Source organism: Pseudomonas sp. PICF141 (assembly GCF_002286815.1).
Taxonomy (GTDB): Bacteria; Pseudomonadota; Gammaproteobacteria; order Pseudomonadales; family Pseudomonadaceae; genus Aquipseudomonas.
Genome location: NZ_MUNM01000017.1, coordinates 18,085 through 35,447, shown reverse-complemented (window position 1 = coordinate 35,447; position 17,363 = coordinate 18,085). Strand labels below are relative to the sequence as shown.

Annotated in this window: 16 protein-coding genes; 10 read left to right on the top strand and 6 right to left on the bottom strand. The window is 60.3% G+C overall.

Translation table 11 applies throughout. The features are described from left to right. Nucleotides 1–101: 101 nt before the first annotated feature. From BZL43_RS01630 to BZL43_RS01595, 8 genes are all read left to right on the top strand, one after another. A complete protein-coding gene (locus BZL43_RS01630; RefSeq protein ID WP_095630685.1) occupies nucleotides 102–1,475 on the top strand; it encodes a glutamine synthetase family protein in 1,374 nt (457 codons plus the stop codon). 9 nt (nucleotides 1,476–1,484) lie between these two features. Beyond that, complete coding sequence (locus BZL43_RS01625; RefSeq protein WP_095630684.1) at nucleotides 1,485–2,876, top strand: aldehyde dehydrogenase family protein; 1,392 nt, start codon at nucleotides 1,485–1,487, stop codon at nucleotides 2,874–2,876. Between the two features lie 3 nt (nucleotides 2,877–2,879). Continuing rightward, nucleotides 2,880–4,040: an iron-containing alcohol dehydrogenase gene (locus BZL43_RS01620; protein ID WP_095630683.1), complete on the top strand. Its 1,161-nt coding sequence runs from the start codon at nucleotides 2,880–2,882 to the stop codon at nucleotides 4,038–4,040. Nucleotides 4,041–4,347: 307 nt separating this feature from the next. Continuing rightward, nucleotides 4,348–5,235, top strand: a complete 888-nt coding sequence (gene yghX / locus BZL43_RS01615; protein WP_095630682.1) for a YghX family hydrolase — start codon at nucleotides 4,348–4,350, stop codon at nucleotides 5,233–5,235. Between the two features lie 233 nt (nucleotides 5,236–5,468). Then, nucleotides 5,469–5,657 carry a DUF1843 domain-containing protein gene (locus BZL43_RS01610; RefSeq protein WP_095630681.1) on the top strand — a complete coding sequence of 63 codons (189 nt, stop codon included), beginning with the start codon at nucleotides 5,469–5,471 and terminating at the stop codon, nucleotides 5,655–5,657. A gap of 41 nt (nucleotides 5,658–5,698) precedes the next feature. Beyond that, nucleotides 5,699–6,346 carry a DUF1842 domain-containing protein gene (locus BZL43_RS01605; RefSeq protein WP_095630680.1) on the top strand — a complete coding sequence of 216 codons (648 nt, stop codon included), beginning with the start codon at nucleotides 5,699–5,701 and terminating at the stop codon, nucleotides 6,344–6,346. Between the two features lie 54 nt (nucleotides 6,347–6,400). Continuing rightward, nucleotides 6,401–6,982 (top strand): DUF1842 domain-containing protein, encoded by a 582-nt coding sequence (locus tag BZL43_RS01600; RefSeq protein ID WP_095630679.1) that lies wholly within the window; start codon nucleotides 6,401–6,403, stop codon nucleotides 6,980–6,982. A 295-nt stretch (nucleotides 6,983–7,277) separates the two neighbouring features. Continuing rightward, nucleotides 7,278–8,741 carry a GDL motif peptide-associated radical SAM/SPASM maturase gene (locus tag BZL43_RS01595; RefSeq protein WP_095630678.1) on the top strand — a complete coding sequence of 488 codons (1,464 nt, stop codon included), beginning with the start codon at nucleotides 7,278–7,280 and terminating at the stop codon, nucleotides 8,739–8,741. A gap of 57 nt (nucleotides 8,742–8,798) precedes the next feature. On the opposite strand, the gene BZL43_RS01590 is transcribed toward BZL43_RS01595, so the two are convergent. The 3 genes from BZL43_RS01590 to BZL43_RS01580 form a co-directional block, all read right to left on the bottom strand. Further along, a complete protein-coding gene (locus BZL43_RS01590; RefSeq protein ID WP_095630677.1) occupies nucleotides 8,799–9,752 on the bottom strand; it encodes a LysR family transcriptional regulator in 954 nt (317 codons plus the stop codon). A gap of 29 nt (nucleotides 9,753–9,781) precedes the next feature. Next, nucleotides 9,782–10,756: a quinone oxidoreductase gene (locus tag BZL43_RS01585; RefSeq protein ID WP_095630676.1), complete on the bottom strand. Its 975-nt coding sequence runs from the start codon at nucleotides 10,754–10,756 to the stop codon at nucleotides 9,782–9,784. An 84-nt stretch (nucleotides 10,757–10,840) separates the two neighbouring features. Next, the gene (locus BZL43_RS01580; RefSeq protein WP_095630675.1) at nucleotides 10,841–12,262 is read right to left on the bottom strand and encodes an MFS transporter; all 1,422 of its coding nucleotides are present in this window, start codon (nucleotides 12,260–12,262) and stop codon (nucleotides 10,841–10,843) included. Between the two features lie 129 nt (nucleotides 12,263–12,391). On the opposite strand from BZL43_RS01580, the gene BZL43_RS01575 reads away from it, so the two are divergent. Beyond that, entirely contained in the window at nucleotides 12,392–13,288 is an 897-nt protein-coding gene (locus BZL43_RS01575; protein ID WP_095630674.1) for a LysR family transcriptional regulator, read from the top strand. Between the two features lie 171 nt (nucleotides 13,289–13,459). Here BZL43_RS01575 and BZL43_RS01570 read toward each other — a convergent pair whose 3' ends face one another. The 3 genes from BZL43_RS01570 to BZL43_RS01560 all read right to left on the bottom strand — a co-directional run bounded on the left by BZL43_RS01570 (nucleotide 13,460) and on the right by BZL43_RS01560 (nucleotide 14,666). Further along, on the bottom strand, nucleotides 13,460–13,642 hold the full coding sequence (locus tag BZL43_RS01570; protein WP_095630673.1) for a DUF1289 domain-containing protein: 183 nt from the start codon (nucleotides 13,640–13,642) through the stop codon (nucleotides 13,460–13,462). 3 nt (nucleotides 13,643–13,645) lie between these two features. Next, nucleotides 13,646–14,017, bottom strand: coding sequence for a hypothetical protein (locus BZL43_RS01565; RefSeq protein ID WP_095630672.1), 372 nt, complete (start codon nucleotides 14,015–14,017; stop codon nucleotides 13,646–13,648). 157 nt (nucleotides 14,018–14,174) lie between these two features. After that, on the bottom strand, nucleotides 14,175–14,666 hold the full coding sequence (locus tag BZL43_RS01560) for a GNAT family N-acetyltransferase (RefSeq protein WP_095630671.1): 492 nt from the start codon (nucleotides 14,664–14,666) through the stop codon (nucleotides 14,175–14,177). Nucleotides 14,667–15,035: 369 nt separating this feature from the next. Between BZL43_RS01560 and katG the strand changes: the two genes are divergently transcribed. Next, on the top strand, nucleotides 15,036–17,324 hold the full coding sequence (gene katG, locus BZL43_RS01555; protein ID WP_095630670.1) for a catalase/peroxidase HPI: 2,289 nt from the start codon (nucleotides 15,036–15,038) through the stop codon (nucleotides 17,322–17,324). Nucleotides 17,325–17,363 lie beyond the last annotated feature (39 nt).

The following is a 17,363-nucleotide window of genomic DNA, read 5'->3' as shown; positions in this document are numbered from 1 at the left end:
ATTGCTCACGATGCTCGATTCTGCAGGGTTTGGTTTTTTCTGGAGAGCGTCTGCAACAGCTATCTCAGACAGGCCCAAACCTTTCACGCAGGATTGACGTGATGACCGAGCCCCTCCTCAGCTTTGATGCACTCAAGCGCGCCGCGGCGTCTGGCGAAATCGATACCGTGTTGGTCTGCATGGTCGACATGCAAGGACGACTGGTCGGCAAGCGATTCCAGGTCGAGTTTTTCATCGACAGCGGCCATGAAGAAACCCATTGCTGCAATTACCTGCTGGCTGACGACATCGACATGGAACCGGTGCCGGGTTACGCCGCGGCCAGCTGGAGCAAAGGTTATGGCGACTTTGTCCTGAAACCCGACATGGCCACCTTGCGTCGCGTGCCTTGGCTGGAATGCACGGCGCTGGTGCTCTGTGATGTGCTCGATCATCACCACCGGCGCGACCTGCCGCACAGCCCGCGGGCGATCCTTAAAAAGCAGATCGAGCGCCTGCGCGAACGCGGCTATACCGGCATGTTTGCCTCGGAGCTGGAGTTCTATCTGTTCGACGAGAGTTATGAGGCGATCCACAAACGCAACTATCACAAGCCCAAAACCGCCGGCCATTACATTGAGGATTACAACATCCTGCAGACCACCCGCGAGGAGCCGGTATTGCGGGCGATTCGCAAGCATCTGCAGGCATCCGGCATTCCCGTGGAAAACTCCAAGGGTGAATGGGGGCCGGGACAGGAAGAAATCAACATCCGGTATGCCGATGCCCTGACCATGGCCGACCATCACGTGATCATCAAACACGCCTGCAAAGAGATCGCCCAACTGCAGGGCAAGGCAATCACGTTCATGGCCAAGTGGCGCTATGACGCCGCCGGTTCCAGCAGCCACGTGCACAACTCGTTGTGGGACAAGAACGGCAAAAAACCGCTGTTCTTCGACCCCAAGGCCGAATTCGGCATGTCGAAGCTGATGCGTTCCTGGGTGGCCGGTCAGCTCAAATACGCTAACGACATCACCTGTTTTCTTGCGCCCTATATCAATTCGTACAAGCGCTTTCAGGCCGGCACTTTCGCGCCGACGCGGGCCGTATGGAGCCGGGACAATCGCACCGCAGGTTTTCGTTTATGCGCCGAAGGCAGCAAGGCCATCCGCATCGAATGCCGCATCGGTGGCGCCGACCTCAACCCTTATCTGGCCTTCGCGGCGTTGATCGCCGCGGGGCTGGCCGGTATCGACGAGAAACTCAACCTGGCGCCGCCCTTCGAAGGCGATGCCTACGTCGACGAGCACTTGCCTGAAGTGTCGAAAACCCTGCGCGAGGCCTGCGCCGCGCTCAAGGCCTCGAGCATGTTGCGCGAGGCGTTCGGCGATGAAGTGATCGACCACTACGTGCACACCGCCGAGTGGGAACAGAAAGAGTACGACCGGCGCATCACCGACTGGGAACTGCAGCGCGGCTTCGAGCGCTATTGAGCACACACCATGACTGAGATCGTTCAACTCATCTCTCCGGTCGATGGCCGGGTCTACGCCGAACGCCGCCGTGCCGATGCGGCGCAGCTCGAGCAGGCTCTGGCGGAGGCCACAGTGGCCCAGGCGCAATGGCAACGCCGGCCACTGAGCGAGCGCGCAGCCTTATGCAGCGCCGCCGTGGACGCGATGCTGGCGATGAAGGCCGAGATCGTGCCGGAACTGGCCTGGCAAATGGGCCGCCCGATCCGCTTCGGCGCTGGCGAGCTGCGTGGTTTCGAGGAGCGTGCGCGACACATGATCGCCATTGCGCCTGAAGCGTTGGCGGCGATTGAACCTGTCCCTGTCGCCGGTTTTCGGCGTTGGATCAAACGCGAGCCGTTGGGTACGGTGCTGGTTATCGCGCCGTGGAATTACCCGTATCTGACGGCAGTCAATACGATCATCCCGGCGCTGATGGCGGGCAACAGCGTGATCCTCAAACACGCTTCGCAAACCTTGCTGGTGGGCGAGCGTTTCGCCGAGGCGTTTCGCCGTGCTCATCTGCCCGAAGGCCTGTTCCACAACGTGCTGCTCGATCATCAGCAGACCGCCACGATCATCGCTTCAGGACGTGTGCAGCAGGTGAACTTCACCGGCTCGGTGGGGGCCGGCAAAGCCATGGAAGCCGCTGCCATGGGCCGCTTCCTCGGCATGGGTCTGGAGCTCGGCGGCAAAGACCCCGCCTACGTCAGGGCAGACGCCAACCTTGAGCATGCGGTGGAAAACCTGGTGGATGGCAGTTTCTTCAACTCCGGGCAAAGCTGCTGCGCCGTCGAACGTATCTATGTCGATGAGAATATCTACCCGGCCTTTGTCGAGCGCTTCGTCGACTTGACCCGCCAATACGTACTGGGCAACCCGCTTTACGAAGCCACCACCCTCGGCCCGCTGGTGGCGCCGAGCGCCGCTGAATTCGTTCGCAGGCAGATCGCCGATGCACTGACACAAGGGGCCAGGGCGTTGATCGATCCACAGGATTTTCCCGCCGATGCACCCGGCAGCGCCTATCTAGCGCCGCAGGTACTGGTGGACGTCACCCATCAAATGTCGGTGATGCGCGAGGAAAGCTTTGGCCCGGTGGTCGGCATCATGCCGGTGGCCAGCGACGACGAAGCCATCGCGTTGATGAACGACAGTGAGTTCGGGCTCAGCGCGTCCATCTGGACCCAGGATCTCGCTTCCGCCGAACGCATCGGCGACGAGATCGCCACCGGCACCGTATTCATGAACCGCTGCGATTATCTGGACCCCGCCCTGGCCTGGACCGGGATGAAAAACAGCGGGCGCGGCGTCACGCTGTCACGCCTGGGCTATGAACACCTGACCCGCGCGAAATCCTTCCATCTGCGCCACGAGATCTGAGCCATGAGCCTGACCGCGAACTGGAACTACCCCACGAGCATCCGCTTTGGCATCGGCCGCATCGCCGAATTGGCCGAGGTCTGCCGCAGCCAAGGGATCCAGCGACCGTTGCTGGTCACCGACAGCGGCCTGGCGCGTGCCCCGATCACCACGGCGGCGGTGGAATCCTTGCGCGCTGCCGGCCTCGGTGTAGCGCTGTTTTGCGACCTCAAGCCGAATCCGATTGAAGCCAATCTGGCGGGAGGGCTCGATGCCTGGCGCGCCGGCAACCACGATGGCGTGGTCGCCTTCGGCGGTGGCAGTGGCCTGGACATGGGCAAGCTCATCGCGTTCATGAGCGGCCAGACCCGACCGGTCTGGGATTTCGAAGACATCGGCGATTACTGGACACGCGCCGACGAAAGCAGCATCGCCCCGGTCATTGCGGTGCCGACCACAGCGGGGACCGGCTCCGAAGTCGGCCGTGCGGCGGTGATCATCGACGAGCGTACGCACACCAAACGCATCATCTTTCACCCGAAAATGATGCCGCGGGTAGTCATCAGCGACCCGGCCCTCACCGTCGGCATGCCGGCAAAAGTCACTGCCGGCACCGGCATGGATGCGTTTGCCCATTGCCTGGAATCGTACTGCGCTCCCGGTTTTCATCCGATGGCCGAAGGCATTGCGGTGGAAGGCATGCGCCTGGTGGCCAATGCGCTGGTACGCGCCGTACACACCCCCTCCGACCTCGATGCGCGCGCGCAGATGCTGGCGGCTGCGGCAATGGGCGCCACCGCTTTCCAGAAAGGCCTGGGTGGCATGCACGCACTCGCCCATCCGGTGGGCGCCCTGTACGACACCCACCACGGCATGACCAATGCCACGTTCATGCCCTATGTGCTGAAGTTCAACCGCCCGGCTATCGAGGAACGCATCACTCGCCTGGCGGCTTATTTGCGTCTGCCCTCCCCAGGCTTCGACAGCTTTCTGGCCTTCGTCCTCAAGCTGCGCAAAGACATCGGCGTGCCCCATACGCTGTTTGAACTGGGGGTGGATGACAAGCAGGCCGATCTGATCGCCGACATGGCGATTGTCGACCCCTGCGCCGGCGGCAACCCGCTGCCGTTGACACGAACTGGCGCGGCAGAAATTTTCGACGCGGCGTTTCACGGCCGTCTCTAGAGCAATCGTCTGTTCATGACTTGGGGGCTTCTGTGGCTAGAGAATTTCTGTGGCTGGATTCCTGTGGCTAGAGGCTTCTGTGGCGAGGGGGCTTGCCCCCGTTCGGCTGCGCAGCAGTCGCAAAGCTGATGCATGCGGTGTGTCTGTCAGAACGAGTAGTGTTTTTGGGACTGCTTCGCAGTCCAACGGGGGCAAGCCCCCTCGCCACAGAAGCGCCCTAGCCCCAGGAGCCCCCTATCCACAGAAGCCCCTAGCCGCAGGGTCTAGTGTCTGACACTGACCTTATCAACCAACAGGAAGCACGCAAATGGACCGTCTCACGGCGAAAGATTTTCCCCCGGAACTGCTCGAACTCTACGACTGCTACGCCCACGGTAAAATCAGCCGTCGAGCGTTTCTTGATCGTGCGGCGCTGTTCACCTTTGGCGGATTGACGGCAACGGCCCTCCTCGCCACTTTGAGCCCGAATTATGCGCTGGCCGAACAGGTGCAATTTACCGACCCGGATATCATTGCCGAATACATCACCTACCCCTCGCCCAAGGGTCACGGGAAGGTTCGTGGCTATTGGGTGCGCCCTGCCAAAGCCACCGGCAAGGTACCGGCGGTGGTGGTCGTGCATGAAAACCGTGGGCTTAATCCTTACATCGAGGATGTCGCCCGGCGCCTCGCCAAAGCGGGGTTCATCGCACTCGCCCCTGACGGCCTGACGTCGGTGGGCGGCTATCCCGGCAACGATGATAAAGGCCGGGAACTGCAGCAGACCGTCGACCCGGAAAAGCTCATGAATGATTTTTTCGCCGCCATCGAGTGGCTGATGAAGCATGACGCCACCGGCGGTAAAGTCGGCATCACCGGCTTCTGTTATGGCGGTGGAGTCGCCAATGCCGCAGCCGTGGCCTATCCGGAGCTAGGGGCCGCCGTACCCTTTTATGGCCGTCAGCCAAAGGCTGAAGATGTCCCCAGAATCAAAGCCCCACTGTTGCTTCACTATGGCGAACTGGATACACGGATCAATGAAGGGTGGCCCGCCTACGAACAGGCGTTGAAAGCGGCCGGCAAGACCTATGAAGCCTATATCTATCCGGGCGTGAACCATGGCTTTCACAACGACTCCACCCCTCGATACGATGATGCCGCCGCCAGGCTTGCCTGGGACCGGACACTGGCCTGGTTTCGGCGTTACTTGGCTTGATTAAGCAAATATACATAATGGCGATACGGAATAACACTTATGAAGAAGTCACTGAACCTATCGTTCTTCATCGCCATTCTTAATATTGAACCTACCGCCTGCTAACCCACCGCGATTATAAAATAATATTAAAAATTACGTTCCTCTTATCCATTGCATATTTATCCGCGCCTGCTTAACTGCAAAAACTGCTGATGACAGCAGTGCCCGTAAACACCACGGAAGGAACCGTTATGAGCAATTCAACTCGCCATAGCATGCCCCCCTATGGGGTGGCCATCCAAAGCGCGATCAAGGCAGGCGACCTGCCGCAAATGAAGACGCTGTTGAAACAACGCGATGCATCCACACCAGAAAACAAAGAGCTAACTACCGCTTACGAGCAATTGGCAAAGGAAGTCGCACGCCTGGAAAAGCACTAACAGCTATTTCCGCTCCCCTTATTGCAATGGAGGCAATAACCATGTCTGGTTTTACTCAACAATCTGTCGGTTTGTTTCCACTCGCCTACCGAATTGGTACTTCGGCAGCGGGTGCACAAAGTCTGGCACTTAATCTTTTGGTCTTTACCCCTGACGAGACTGTAAACGGCACCGCTGCAATCACTCAGGCGACCAACCCGCCGCTGGATGTGCACGCCGATGTCTGGGGCGAGTACACCTACCTGACAGTCATGTCACCCGGCGTCAGCAAAATCCTGATCACCGCCCAGGGCAATCATGGCGGCCCTGGCTCCAATTCCATCGTGAATTTCAAGTTGCAACTGGTGGTGGGCACCGACTGGAAAGAAGGCGTCGCCAACTATTCGTACTTGAATGGTCAGCAGCAGTGGGTCGAGGTCAACAATGCGCCCGCCCACCTCATTGAGGCGGTGCCGTCCCGCGTCTCCCCGCTGCCGTTGGAACCCGGTCCGGTCATTCCGCCGGAATCATCGTATCCGCCCATCATGCCGCTGTACGCCGCGCCGATTCAAAGTGCAATGGCCAGTGGTGACCTGGCCCAGATGAAAAACCTGTCGCGCCTGGCCCAGCAGCAACTGGATCAGCAACCCCAACTGCAGAGTGCGCTTGAAACGGCCAAGGACGAAATCAGCCGCCAGGAACGCCGCTGACTCGACCACGAAAGATGCCCGACTTGTTTTCAATACAAATAAGGGAGTAGCACCATGTCAATCGGACTTTTTCATACCCGCCTCAACGTCAGCAATCACCTGCTGGGCGCACCGGTTTTAACCCTGGATCTGCTGGTGGATACCGCAAAGAAAAAGGTCAGCGGGATTGCCAGTATTTTCCAAAGCACCTACCCGACCCTCAACTTCCGTGCCCGCGTATGGGGTGAGTACTCCGAGGCCAAGCTGACGCCGACGGCGGAGAATCACATCATCCTCACCTTGGCCGGCAGCCCGAGCGGCCCTCTCAGCCAGATCGCCCAGACCTTCGGTTTGAAGGGCATCCTGGGCGGCGATTGGGCCAGCGGTTATGTCGACTACAAATATCAGGAACAGGGTCACTGGCATTACGTGAAACACGCAGCGGTCAGCCAGGCTCCCGCAATTGTGCGCCCAGAGCATCCGCACCATGCGGTGCCGCTCTACGCCGTCGCGGTACAGCAAGCACAAGCCAGCGGTGACCTGGCGCAACTGAAGGCCGTGGTCAGCCAGGGTGAACAGCAACTGGCCCACAGCGGTGCGCTGCGCAATGCACTGGACCAGTTGAACGTTGAAATCGCCCGGCTGGAGGCTCGCTAACCACGTCCCCCGTAGCAGCTGCCGAGCCTGCGAGGCTGCGTTCGGCTGCGCAGCAGTCGTAAAACCTGCCCATGCGGTTTACCTGATAGACCGCAGTGCCTGAATTCACGACTGCTTCGCCGCCGAACGCAGCCTTCGGCAGCTGCTACAGATTGCATTACGGCTTATCTGACGGGGATTGGCCAATGCTCGGGCTCAACAATAAAAGGTAAATCCGGTCGCGCCACTGACCCAAGGAAGGCGCGAACACTTCGATGGATTCGTGCCGCGCACGCGTTGTGCGCAAGGATTTTCCATGTCAGACACTCGACCTGCCCGCTACCTCAGTGAAACCGACCTCAAACGCTACGTGCCGGTGCATGTGGTCTGGGAGATCACCCTGGCCTGCGACCTCAAATGCCTGCATTGCGGCTCACGCGCCGGCCACAGACGCCCCGATGAATTGAACACCCGGGAATGCCTGGACGTCATCGATTCCCTGGCCGCCCTCGGCACCCGCGAGATCACCCTGATCGGTGGTGAAGCTTATTTGCGCAAGGACTGGACGCAACTGATCCAGGCCATCCACGATCACGGCATGTACTGCGCCATACAAACCGGCGGACGCAACCTGACGCCCGCGAAAATGCAGGCAGCGGTAGATGCCGGGCTCAATGGCGTCGGTGTTTCACTGGATGGATTGGCCCCGCTGCATGACGCGGTGCGCAATGTGCCGGGTTCATTCGACAAGGCGGTTGATACCCTGCGACGGGCCAAACAGTCCGGCCTTGCGGTGAGCGTCAACACGCAAATCGGCGCAGCCACGTTGCCCGACTTGCCCGAGTTGATGGACCTGATCATCGGCCTGGGCGCCACTCACTGGCAGATCCAGCTGACGGTCGCGATGGGCAATGCCGTCGATCACCCGGAGCTGTTGTTGCAGCCTTATCAACTGCTGGAAGTGATGCCGTTGCTGGCGCGTCTGTATCGCGAAGGGGTCGACCGCGGCCTGCTGATGAACGTGGGCAACAACATTGGTTACTACGGCCCTTACGAACACATGTGGCGTGGTTTCGGCGACGAGCGCGTGCACTGGAGCGGCTGCGCCGCTGGCCAGACTGTGCTGGCGCTGGAAGCCGACGGCACGGTAAAGGGATGTCCGTCATTGGCAACCGTGGGATTTTCCGGCGGCAACGTGCGCAACATGAGCCTGCACGATATCTGGCACTACAGCGAAGGCATGCACTTTGGCCGCTTGCGCGGCGTCGAAGACCTGTGGGGTTACTGCCGAAGCTGTTACTACAACGACGTCTGCCGTGGCGGCTGCACCTGGACGTCGCATTCCCTGCTCGGCAAACCCGGCAACAACCCCTACTGCCATTACCGCGCGCTGGACCTGCAAAAACGCGGGCTGCGCGAGCGCATCGTCAAACTCGAAGACGCGGCGAAGACCTCCTTCGCCGTCGGACGTTTTGACCTGATCACCGAACGCATCGACACCGGCGAAACGGTCAGCAGCGTCAGCGACAGCGGCCAGGTGATCAAACTGGCCTGGGCAAACCAGGGCCAGAAATCGCCGGACGAAGGACGTATTCCACCGCAACTGGCGCTGTGTCGGGGTTGCTTGCAGTACATCCATGCGCACGAAGTGACCTGCCCTCACTGTGACGCCGATGTGGCCGCTGCAGAAGCGGTGCACCAGACAGACCGTGCGCGGCAACAAGCGATTATCAACACCCTGACCGGCCTGCTGGGGATGCCGCGAAATACCTTGATGTGACTTCGTCATGCCCATAAAAACGCCCATGTAGGAGCCAGGCTTGCCGACGAAGGCGTCCTAAAGAGCGCCTTCGCCGGCAAGCCTGGCGCCTACGAAAAGCCAAGGCGGCCCTTGCGCAAAACTTGCCTCCAGCCACTCCTTGAATGCCATGAGCGTTGCCGGCGTGAACGCCGCTGACGCTCGCACCAGATAAATCCCGCCCTGGGCATCCAGGTCCCACTCCGGCAGAACGCGAACCATCTGGCCGCTGGCGATCTCCCGGCTCATCAGCCACTCGCCGGCGCCCAAAATACCGACGCCGGCCTTGGCCGCGGCGAGCAACGCCTCGCCGTCGTTCGAGGTCAAGGTGCCCCTGGTGATGACCCTCTCCTGCCGATCACCCTTCGACAAGCGCCATTCAGGGAATGCCGCCAGACCGGTGAAGCCAAGGCAATTATGATCAGTGAGTTCCTTCGGACTGGTCGGTAAGCCGTGCTGTTCTATGTAACCCGGTGAAGCGCAGAGAATGCGCCGATGATCGCTGAGCTTCTTAGCGACCAGGCGGTTGTCGTTCAATTCGCCAATACGAATCGCCGCATCGAATCCCTCACCAATGATGTCGACCACGCGATCGCTGTAATCCACCTCGACGGAGACCAGCGGATGAGCCGCCAGAAATTCCGGCAACATCGACGCCAGCCACAAACGCCCCATCGCCGCAGGAAAAGCCAGGCGCAAGACGCCACGAACCTGCGCCGCGCCCAGTGACGCTTCCTGCTCGGCTTCGATGATCAATCCCGTGGCGGAGCGCAGACGTTCGACGAGACGGTTGCCGGCATCGGTCAACCGCACTTGACGCGTCGTGCGCTCCATCAGCCGCACGCCCAAGCGCTTTTCCATGGCCGCCAGGCGCTTTGAAATCACCGTCGGATGGCGTTGCAGCAACCGTCCGGCAGCCACGAACGAATGCGCCGAGGCGACCGCAAGAAGCGCTGCAATTTCATCGATGTGGCGGCTGTCCAGTGGGTTCACAAAACACTCTTTTGTTCAGGTAAAAACAATCACGGCTTGAGGACGATCGCTCCGCGAGATTGGCCGCCTTCCAGATCGGCATGGGCCTTGGCCACGTCGGCCAATGCATAGCGGCCCCAAATGCCGGGCTTGATTATGCCCGCCTCGACCGCGGCCAGTACATCATCGGCCCGTTGCCGGTATTCGGCGATGTCCGTGGTGTGCGCGGCGAGTGAAGGACGGGTCAGGAACAGCGAGCCTTTGGCATTGAGCGTGGCCACTTCGACCGCCGTCGGCGCTCCGGAGGATGCCCCGAAAGACACCATCAACCCGCGCGGTCGCAAGCAGTCGAGCGACGCTTCGAACGACACCCGCCCGATGGGATCGTAGACCACATCGGCTTTCTTGCCGTGGGTGATCTGCGCCACATCCGTGGCCAGTGTCTGGGCATTGAACACCAGCACCGCATCGCAACCCAGCGCCTTGGCTGTCTCGACACTCTCGGTCCGAGACACAATGCCGATGACAAAAGCCCCCAGGTGTTTAGCCCATGTCGCCATGATTTGCCCGAGGCCGCCCGCTACGCCATACAGAACCAAGGTGGTGCCGGGGCCGACCGGATACGTCGTCTTCAGCAGGTATTGCGCGGTAATGCCTTTGAACAACACTGCGGCGGCCTCTTCAGCCGTCAATGCGTCTGGAATCGGCACCAGCCGCTCGGCCGGAAACAGCCGCGCACTGGCGTAGGCGCCAACAGGCCCGGTTGCGTACGCCACCCGATCACCCACCTTGACGTTGTTCACCCCCGCGCCGATGGCGGCAACCCGGCCCGCCCCTTCAAGGCCCAGACCCGACGGTAATGGCAGCGGTACGGCGCCCTTGCGCTGACTCACATCAAGGAAGTTGACGCCAATCGCCTCCTGCTCCAGCCAGACTTCACCCGGCCCCGGCTCACGCGCCGTCACCTGCTCGATGGTCATCACCTCAGGTGCGCCGGTGTGTGCGATACGAACGACAGAAACCATTGCCTGACTCCTTCACTTCAGCGCAGCCCATCTGCGCTGTGTGGGGGAAGTATCGGCATTCGATTTCATGCGAACAATACAGCCTCACTGCAGTTCATTACTGCATGCAGTGCAGCAGTGTGAAACTCGCAGCGTCAAAGCGACAGCGAGGGCCAGGACGATCAATAGCATGGCGACGGCAAACGTTACCTGCATACCACTGGCGATGGCGACGGGAGATGCCGTGGTGATGTCTGCCGTCGCCGAGGCAAAGGCAAACACCGCGCCCATGACCGAGGCGCCGGTGATCAGCCCGAGATTGCGCGACAGGCTGAGCAGGCCGGAAATTACGCCGCGCTGATCCGGTCGGACGTCGGCCATGATCGCGGTGTTGTTGGCCGCCTGAAATAACGCATAACTGGCCGTGATCACCGCGATAGGCGCGAGATAACCGAGGATGCCGAAATCCGCCGGCATCGTCGATAAAGCACCCGTGCCGAGTGCCATTGCGACAAGCCCGGCGACGGTCATGCGCCGAGTGCCAAAACGATCCACCAGGCGACCGGCCGGTATACCGGTCAGCGCCGCCACCAACGGCCCTGCCGACAAGGCGAAACCGACAAGTGCCGTGCCGAGCCCAAGCGCCCCCGTAAGATAAAACGGCCCGACCACCAACGTCGCCATCATCACCGTCGAAACCAGCGTGTTCATGGCCAGGCTCGCGCTCAATCCTGGCTCGCGGAACAGCGCCAATTTGATCAATGGCGAGGCAACCCTGGCCTCAACGAATATGAAAATCCCGGCGCCGACAACAGCCGTCAGCAGCAGCGCGATATTGAGCGGCCCAAAATCACCGTGCCCGATTGTCATGGCGAGCGCATACGCCGCTAGCGTCAACCCCAGCAGCAACGTGCCAGCCTTGTCGAATCCTGCCCGCCGCGTTTTCGTCTGCGGCTCATCCGTCGGCAAATAGCGATACGCGAGCCAGATATTCAGAACACCCAGCGGTATGTTGAGCAGAAAAATCGCCTGCCAACCTGCGCCTGCGATCAGCATCCCACCAAGCGACGGCCCCAGCGTGGTGCCGACCGCCGACATCGTGCCAAGCAATCCCATAACGCTGCCGGTCTGTGCTTTCGGCACCGTCTCACCCACAAATGCCACGGTCAGCGCCAGCATGATCGCCGCCCCGCCCCCCTGCACCGCCCGGGCGCCGACCAGCCACCCAAGCGACGGCGCGACCCCACACGCCAGGGACGACAAGGTAAAAATACCGATGCCCGCCAGTAGCAAACGTCGACGGCCGACCAGGTCACCGATTCGTCCGACGCTGACAATCAGCGTGGTGATCGCCAACAGATACGCCAGAACGATCCACTGCACTTGCGCAAAGGAAGCCTCGAACGCCTCGGCCAGTGTCGGCAATCCCGCGTTGGCAATGCTGGTGTCGAGCGAAGGCATCAACATCGACAGCGAAAGGCTGGCGAGCGCCCAGCGAACCGAGCCCGATTGGGTGATGAGTTTCATGGTTTGGCCACATCTGAAAGGTAGATCAGCAGCGTATTCCCGAGCGTGATAGGGCGGAAGACGCACCACTTGCACTTAATAGTTGCGTTTGACGCCATGTCATCTCCACGTCGTGCTAACGTTGCGGGCATGACGACTCCCGACCTGAATTTGCTGATTACCCTGGATGCGCTGCTCGCCGAAGGCAGCGTCGCACGCGCCGCGCAACGACTGCGCCTGAGCCCGTCGGCCATGAGCCGGGCACTGGCGCGATTGCGCGAAACGACGGGCGACCCGCTGCTGGTCCGGGCCGGACGCGGGCTGGTGCCAACGCCTCGGGCGCTCGAATTGCGCGAACAGGTCAGTCGACTGGTGCAAGACGCCGAAGCTGTTTTACGCCCCGCCGAACAGCTCGACCTCAAGCAATTGAGCCGTGTATTCACGCTTCGCACCAGCGACGGTTTCGTCGAAAACTTCGGTCCGGCGCTGATTGCCCGTGTCAGTGAACAAGCACCTGGCGTGCGCTTGCACTTCGTGCAAAAGCTGAACAAGGACAGCGCCGCCCTCCGCGACGGTTCCGTCGACCTGGAAACCGGTGTGGTCGGCGGCACGACGAGCCCGGAAGTGCGTACCCGTGCGTTGTTCGAAGATCGCTTCATCGGCGTCGTGCGCACGGGGCATCCGCTGAGCAAAGGCGAAGTCACCGCCTCCCGTTATGCCGCTGGCAGGCACATCCTGGTCTCGCGACGCGGGCTCGATAAGGGGCCGATGGATGAAGCCCTTGAAGCGCTGGGGCTGGGGCGGGAAATCGTCACCCTCGTCAGCGGTTTCTCCGCCGCGCTGGCGCTGGCTCGCGCCTCGGACCTGATCGCCACCGTGCCTGCACAACACACCGCAAACCTGCGTGCCGGCCTGCACAGTTTTGATCTTCCGCTTAACCTGCCGCCGATCACCCTTTCGATGCTCTGGCACCCACGCATGGATGCCGACTCAGCGCATCGGTGGCTGCGTGAATGTGTGCGCAAAGTTTGTGCGCAGCCCGGTTAAGCGACACGCTTTTGTAGCAGCTGCCTGAGGCTGCGTTCGGCGGCGCAGCAGTCGTGAGTCCTGTTAACGCGTTCTACCAGACGTGGCGCACTCTCTGATTTTACGACTGCTACGCAGCCGAACGCAGGCTGCGCCAGCTGCTACGGATCGCATTGCGGCCTGGTATAAACCTCAGCCCTTCCTTTTCTGAAGCCCCTTTAACCGCACATTCGCGCGCTGCACCGCCGCCATTTTTTCCGGACGCTTCATGCGTTTCCATTTTCTGATGTCGTCTTTGGTGCGGCCACAACTGACACACAGTTCACCGCTCAGCTGGCAAACGGACACACACGGGTTTTCGATATCCTTGGCCACGTTTCAACCCCGCGTCGAACGCTTGTGTGCCAGGCGCTGCTGCCAGTTGCCGGCATGGGTGCGCTGACATTGTTCTTCAGAATCGAACTGCACGTGGGCCGCTACCGGACTGACGAGAACATCCGCTTCACTTAACGCCACGGCCGTCAGTTCGACCATGCGCGCACCCTGCCCGCTCGCCAGCGCTTGATCCTTGTTGGCCTGTGTATCGAAGACCCAGATCACCTGCAGGCTGGAAGGAAAGACCGCGTAATCGACTTCATGGGTCAGCCAACAGAACCCGATTATTTCCGCTTTGGCGGTTTCACACGCCTCGGTCAGGGTGGCGACCAGGCGACGTTCGATATGGGCCTGATCGCGTTTGCTTAAAGACATCGATGGGTCCTTGGATGATCGTCAACGTAAAAGGCCCATCATACCTTCGGTCACTCGTTTCCTCTCTGCGTCATTGCCCGCCCACAGTGACCAATAGCGTGGCAGACCTTGAAGCTTATGCTCATGAAGAGGACCGAACAGACAGCACAAAACCCATTCAGAGAAGCCCGTGGCTCCCGGTCTTTCTCATTTGTATGAGCGCTACACGGCGCCCATCCGGCGACGCTCGCTCCTCAACCCCAAATGGCACAAATCCAAGCTGCGGATACAGCAGCAGCCCCGCCGTATTCTCGTTGAAGCACGAAATCTGCACCTCGCTTGCCCGATGACGCTCAAACGCCAGCTTCACCATCGTCTCCACCAGAAACTTGGCGACACCTTTCCCCCGCGCCCCGGGTGACACGATCACATTGCCGATTGCGCAAACGCCATCGCGCTCAAACGCATAAAAGTTCGCAAAGCCAACAACCGAACCGTCCCCTTCAACCACCGTCGAGTCGGAACGTAGAGCAATCGATGTACGCAGTTGATCTTCCGTCAGCGGGTAGTGCGCCTTGGGAAACATGTAAAACAGTTCTTGGGCGTTTTGCGGAAAATCGCAAACAGTCAACACATCATCAGCATCGACGGGACGGTGGGTCAGCAGCATTGATTGGGTTCCATCCAAAGGGCGGTGCGATAGATTACGTGAAAAGAGATCCGTAATAGCGGTTCCATCTCGACAGATCAGGTAAGAGATTCTGCCTATCAAGCGTGAATACCCCACCTATTAGCTGACTGCATTATAGGCGTCTAACCTTAATGCAGCGTCGGCGTGACGCCGGCCGGTTGAGACTTGATAAAGATACGAATGAATCAGAAGCGTACTAGGCTTGCCGTGGGCCACCGTATAGGCAACTCGATTTGCCGCTATTCAGATTCCCCTGTGACCACGATGAACGGTTGATCGAACGGCTGCAGCCTATGTCATTGATTTCGCTCGTCGCTATTGCGTGCCCACCCCGGGCCCGATAGCCGGATGATTACGACCAAAGGTAACGCACACATGGCAAATGAATCGAAATGCCCGTTCAATCACGCCGCCGCGGGCGGTGGCACGACGAACCGCGATTGGTGGCCGAACCAACTGAATCTGAAGATCCTGCACCAGCACTCGCCCCTGTCCAACCCCATGGACAAGGATTTCAACTATACCGAAGCCTTCAAGAGCCTCGACTTTCAGGCGCTCAAGCAAGACCTGAACGCCCTGATGACCGATTCGCAAGACTGGTGGCCGGCAGACTTCGGTCATTATGGGCCGTTGTTTATTCGCATGGCCTGGCACAGCGCCGGCACCTATCGCGTTGGTGATGGTCGTGGCGGTGCCGGCTCCGGTCAGCAGCGTTTTGCACCGCTCAACAGCTGGCCAGACAACGTCAGCCTCGACAAGGCGCGGCGGCTGCTCTGGCCGATCAAACAAAAATACGGTCGCAACATCTCCTGGGCCGACCTGATCGTCCTCACCGGCAACGTCGCGCTCGAATCCATGGGCTTCAAGACCTTCGGTTTTTCCGGTGGCCGGCCAGACGTCTGGGAACCGGATGAAGCTGTCTACTGGGGCTCGGAAAGCAAGTGGCTGGCAGGTGACACTCGCTACGAGAAAGACAAAAAGGAACCCATGCAAGAACCCGGCGAAGGCCCCCTCGTTGCAGAGCCTGGGGAAAATGAGGACAGCCGTACCGACAAAGGACGTAACCTGGAAAATCCGCTCGCCGCGGTACAAATGGGCCTGATTTACGTCAACCCGGAAGGCCCGGAAGGCAATCCCGATCCTCTCGCTGCGGCAAAGGACATCCGCGAGACCTTCGGCCGCATGGCAATGAATGACGAAGAAACCGTCGCGCTGATCGCTGGCGGCCACGCCTTCGGCAAGACCCACGGCGCCGGACCAGCCGATAACGTTGGTGCCGAGCCCGAAGCTGCAGGCCTCGAACAACAGGGCCTGGGCTGGAAAAGCACCTTCGGCAGCGGCAAGGGTGGCGATACCATCACCAGCGGCCTGGAAGTGACCTGGACCACCACACCCACAAAATGGAGCAACAACTACCTGGAAAACCTGTTCGGCTTCGAGTGGGAACTGACCAAGAGCCCCGCCGGTGCAAGCCAGTGGACAGCCAAAGATGGCGCCGGCGCCGGCATCATCCCGGACGCTCACGACCCCTCGAAGCGGCGTAATCCGACCATGCTGACCACGGACCTGGCCCTGCGATTCGACCCGATCTATGAGCCGATTTCGCGGCGCTTCCTTGAGAACCCCGATCAGTTGACCGACGCCTTCGCCCGCGCCTGGTTCAAGCTGATCCACCGCGACATGGGGCCGCTTTCGCGCTACCTCGGCCCGGAAATGCCCGACGAAGAACTGCTGTGGCAAGACCCGATCCCGGCGGTCGACCATGCCTTGGTCACCGACAGTGACGTGGCCGCACTCAAGGGCAAACTCCAGTCGTGCGGCCTGTCGGTCTCGCAACTGGTATCGACCGCGTGGGCAGCGGCCTCCACCTTCCGCGGCTCCGACAAACGCGGCGGCGCCAACGGTGGACGCCTGCGCCTGGCTCCGCAGAAATTCTGGCAAGCCAACCAGCCTGAGCAACTGGCGAGTGTATTGGCGAAACTCGAGAGCATCCAGAACGAGTTCAACAGCGGCGGCAAGAAGATCTCGCTGGCCGACCTGATCGTGCTGGCTGGCTGCGCCGGTGTCGAACAAGCGGCAAAAAATGCCGGCCACACCGTCACGGTGCCTTTCACGCCGGGACGAATGGACGCCTCGCAAGAACAAACGGATGTTGAATCCTTTGGATACCTGGAACCTGCCGCCGATGGATTCCGCAATTTCCTCAAGAGCAGATACCGCGTTCCGGCCGAGGCCTTACTGATCGACAAGGCGCAACTGCTGACACTCACCGCGCCGGAAATGACCGTGCTCCTTGGTGGGATGCGCGTGCTCAATACCAACGTCGGGCAAACCCAGCATGGCGTCTTCACGAAACAACCGGAAGCGTTGACCAACGACTTCTTCACAAACCTGCTGGACATGAGCGTGGAATGGAAACCGGTCTCGGACGACAACGAGGAGTTCGAAGGGCGCGACCGGAAAACCGGCGACCTTAAATGGACGGGTACCCGGGTCGATCTGGTGTTTGGTTCGAATGCGCAGTTGCGGGCCTTGGCTGAGGTCTATGCCAGCGACGATGCGAAGGAGAAGTTTGTGAATGACTTCGTTGCCGCCTGGGACAAGGTGATGAATCTGGACCGGTTTGATCTGAGATGATCTGAGCAATATTGCTGAAACCCGCAACGCCTCCCTGTG

What these genes read in the sequence shown, in the direction of transcription:
- BZL43_RS01575 (WP_095630674.1), top strand. Translation starts at nt 12,392, where the DNA reads ATGACGACTCCCGACCTGAATTTGCTGATTACCCTGGATGCGCTGCTC.
- BZL43_RS01600 (WP_095630679.1), top strand. Translation starts at nt 6,401, where the DNA reads ATGTCAATCGGACTTTTTCATACCCGCCTCAACGTCAGCAATCACCTG.
- BZL43_RS01620 (WP_095630683.1), top strand. Translation starts at nt 2,880, where the DNA reads ATGAGCCTGACCGCGAACTGGAACTACCCCACGAGCATCCGCTTTGGC.
- BZL43_RS01560 (WP_095630671.1), bottom strand. Translation starts at nt 14,666, where the DNA reads ATGCTGCTGACCCACCGTCCCGTCGATGCTGATGATGTGTTGACTGTT.
- BZL43_RS01605 (WP_095630680.1), top strand. Translation starts at nt 5,699, where the DNA reads ATGTCTGGTTTTACTCAACAATCTGTCGGTTTGTTTCCACTCGCCTAC.
- BZL43_RS01580 (WP_095630675.1), bottom strand. Translation starts at nt 12,262, where the DNA reads ATGAAACTCATCACCCAATCGGGCTCGGTTCGCTGGGCGCTCGCCAGC.
- yghX (WP_095630682.1), top strand. Translation starts at nt 4,348, where the DNA reads ATGGACCGTCTCACGGCGAAAGATTTTCCCCCGGAACTGCTCGAACTC.
- BZL43_RS01630 (WP_095630685.1), top strand. Translation starts at nt 102, where the DNA reads ATGACCGAGCCCCTCCTCAGCTTTGATGCACTCAAGCGCGCCGCGGCG.
- BZL43_RS01565 (WP_095630672.1), bottom strand. Translation starts at nt 14,017, where the DNA reads ATGTCTTTAAGCAAACGCGATCAGGCCCATATCGAACGTCGCCTGGTC.
- BZL43_RS01610 (WP_095630681.1), top strand. Translation starts at nt 5,469, where the DNA reads ATGAGCAATTCAACTCGCCATAGCATGCCCCCCTATGGGGTGGCCATC.
- BZL43_RS01585 (WP_095630676.1), bottom strand. Translation starts at nt 10,756, where the DNA reads ATGGTTTCTGTCGTTCGTATCGCACACACCGGCGCACCTGAGGTGATG.
- katG (WP_095630670.1), top strand. Translation starts at nt 15,036, where the DNA reads ATGATTACGACCAAAGGTAACGCACACATGGCAAATGAATCGAAATGC.
- BZL43_RS01595 (WP_095630678.1), top strand. Translation starts at nt 7,278, where the DNA reads ATGTCAGACACTCGACCTGCCCGCTACCTCAGTGAAACCGACCTCAAA.
- BZL43_RS01625 (WP_095630684.1), top strand. Translation starts at nt 1,485, where the DNA reads ATGACTGAGATCGTTCAACTCATCTCTCCGGTCGATGGCCGGGTCTAC.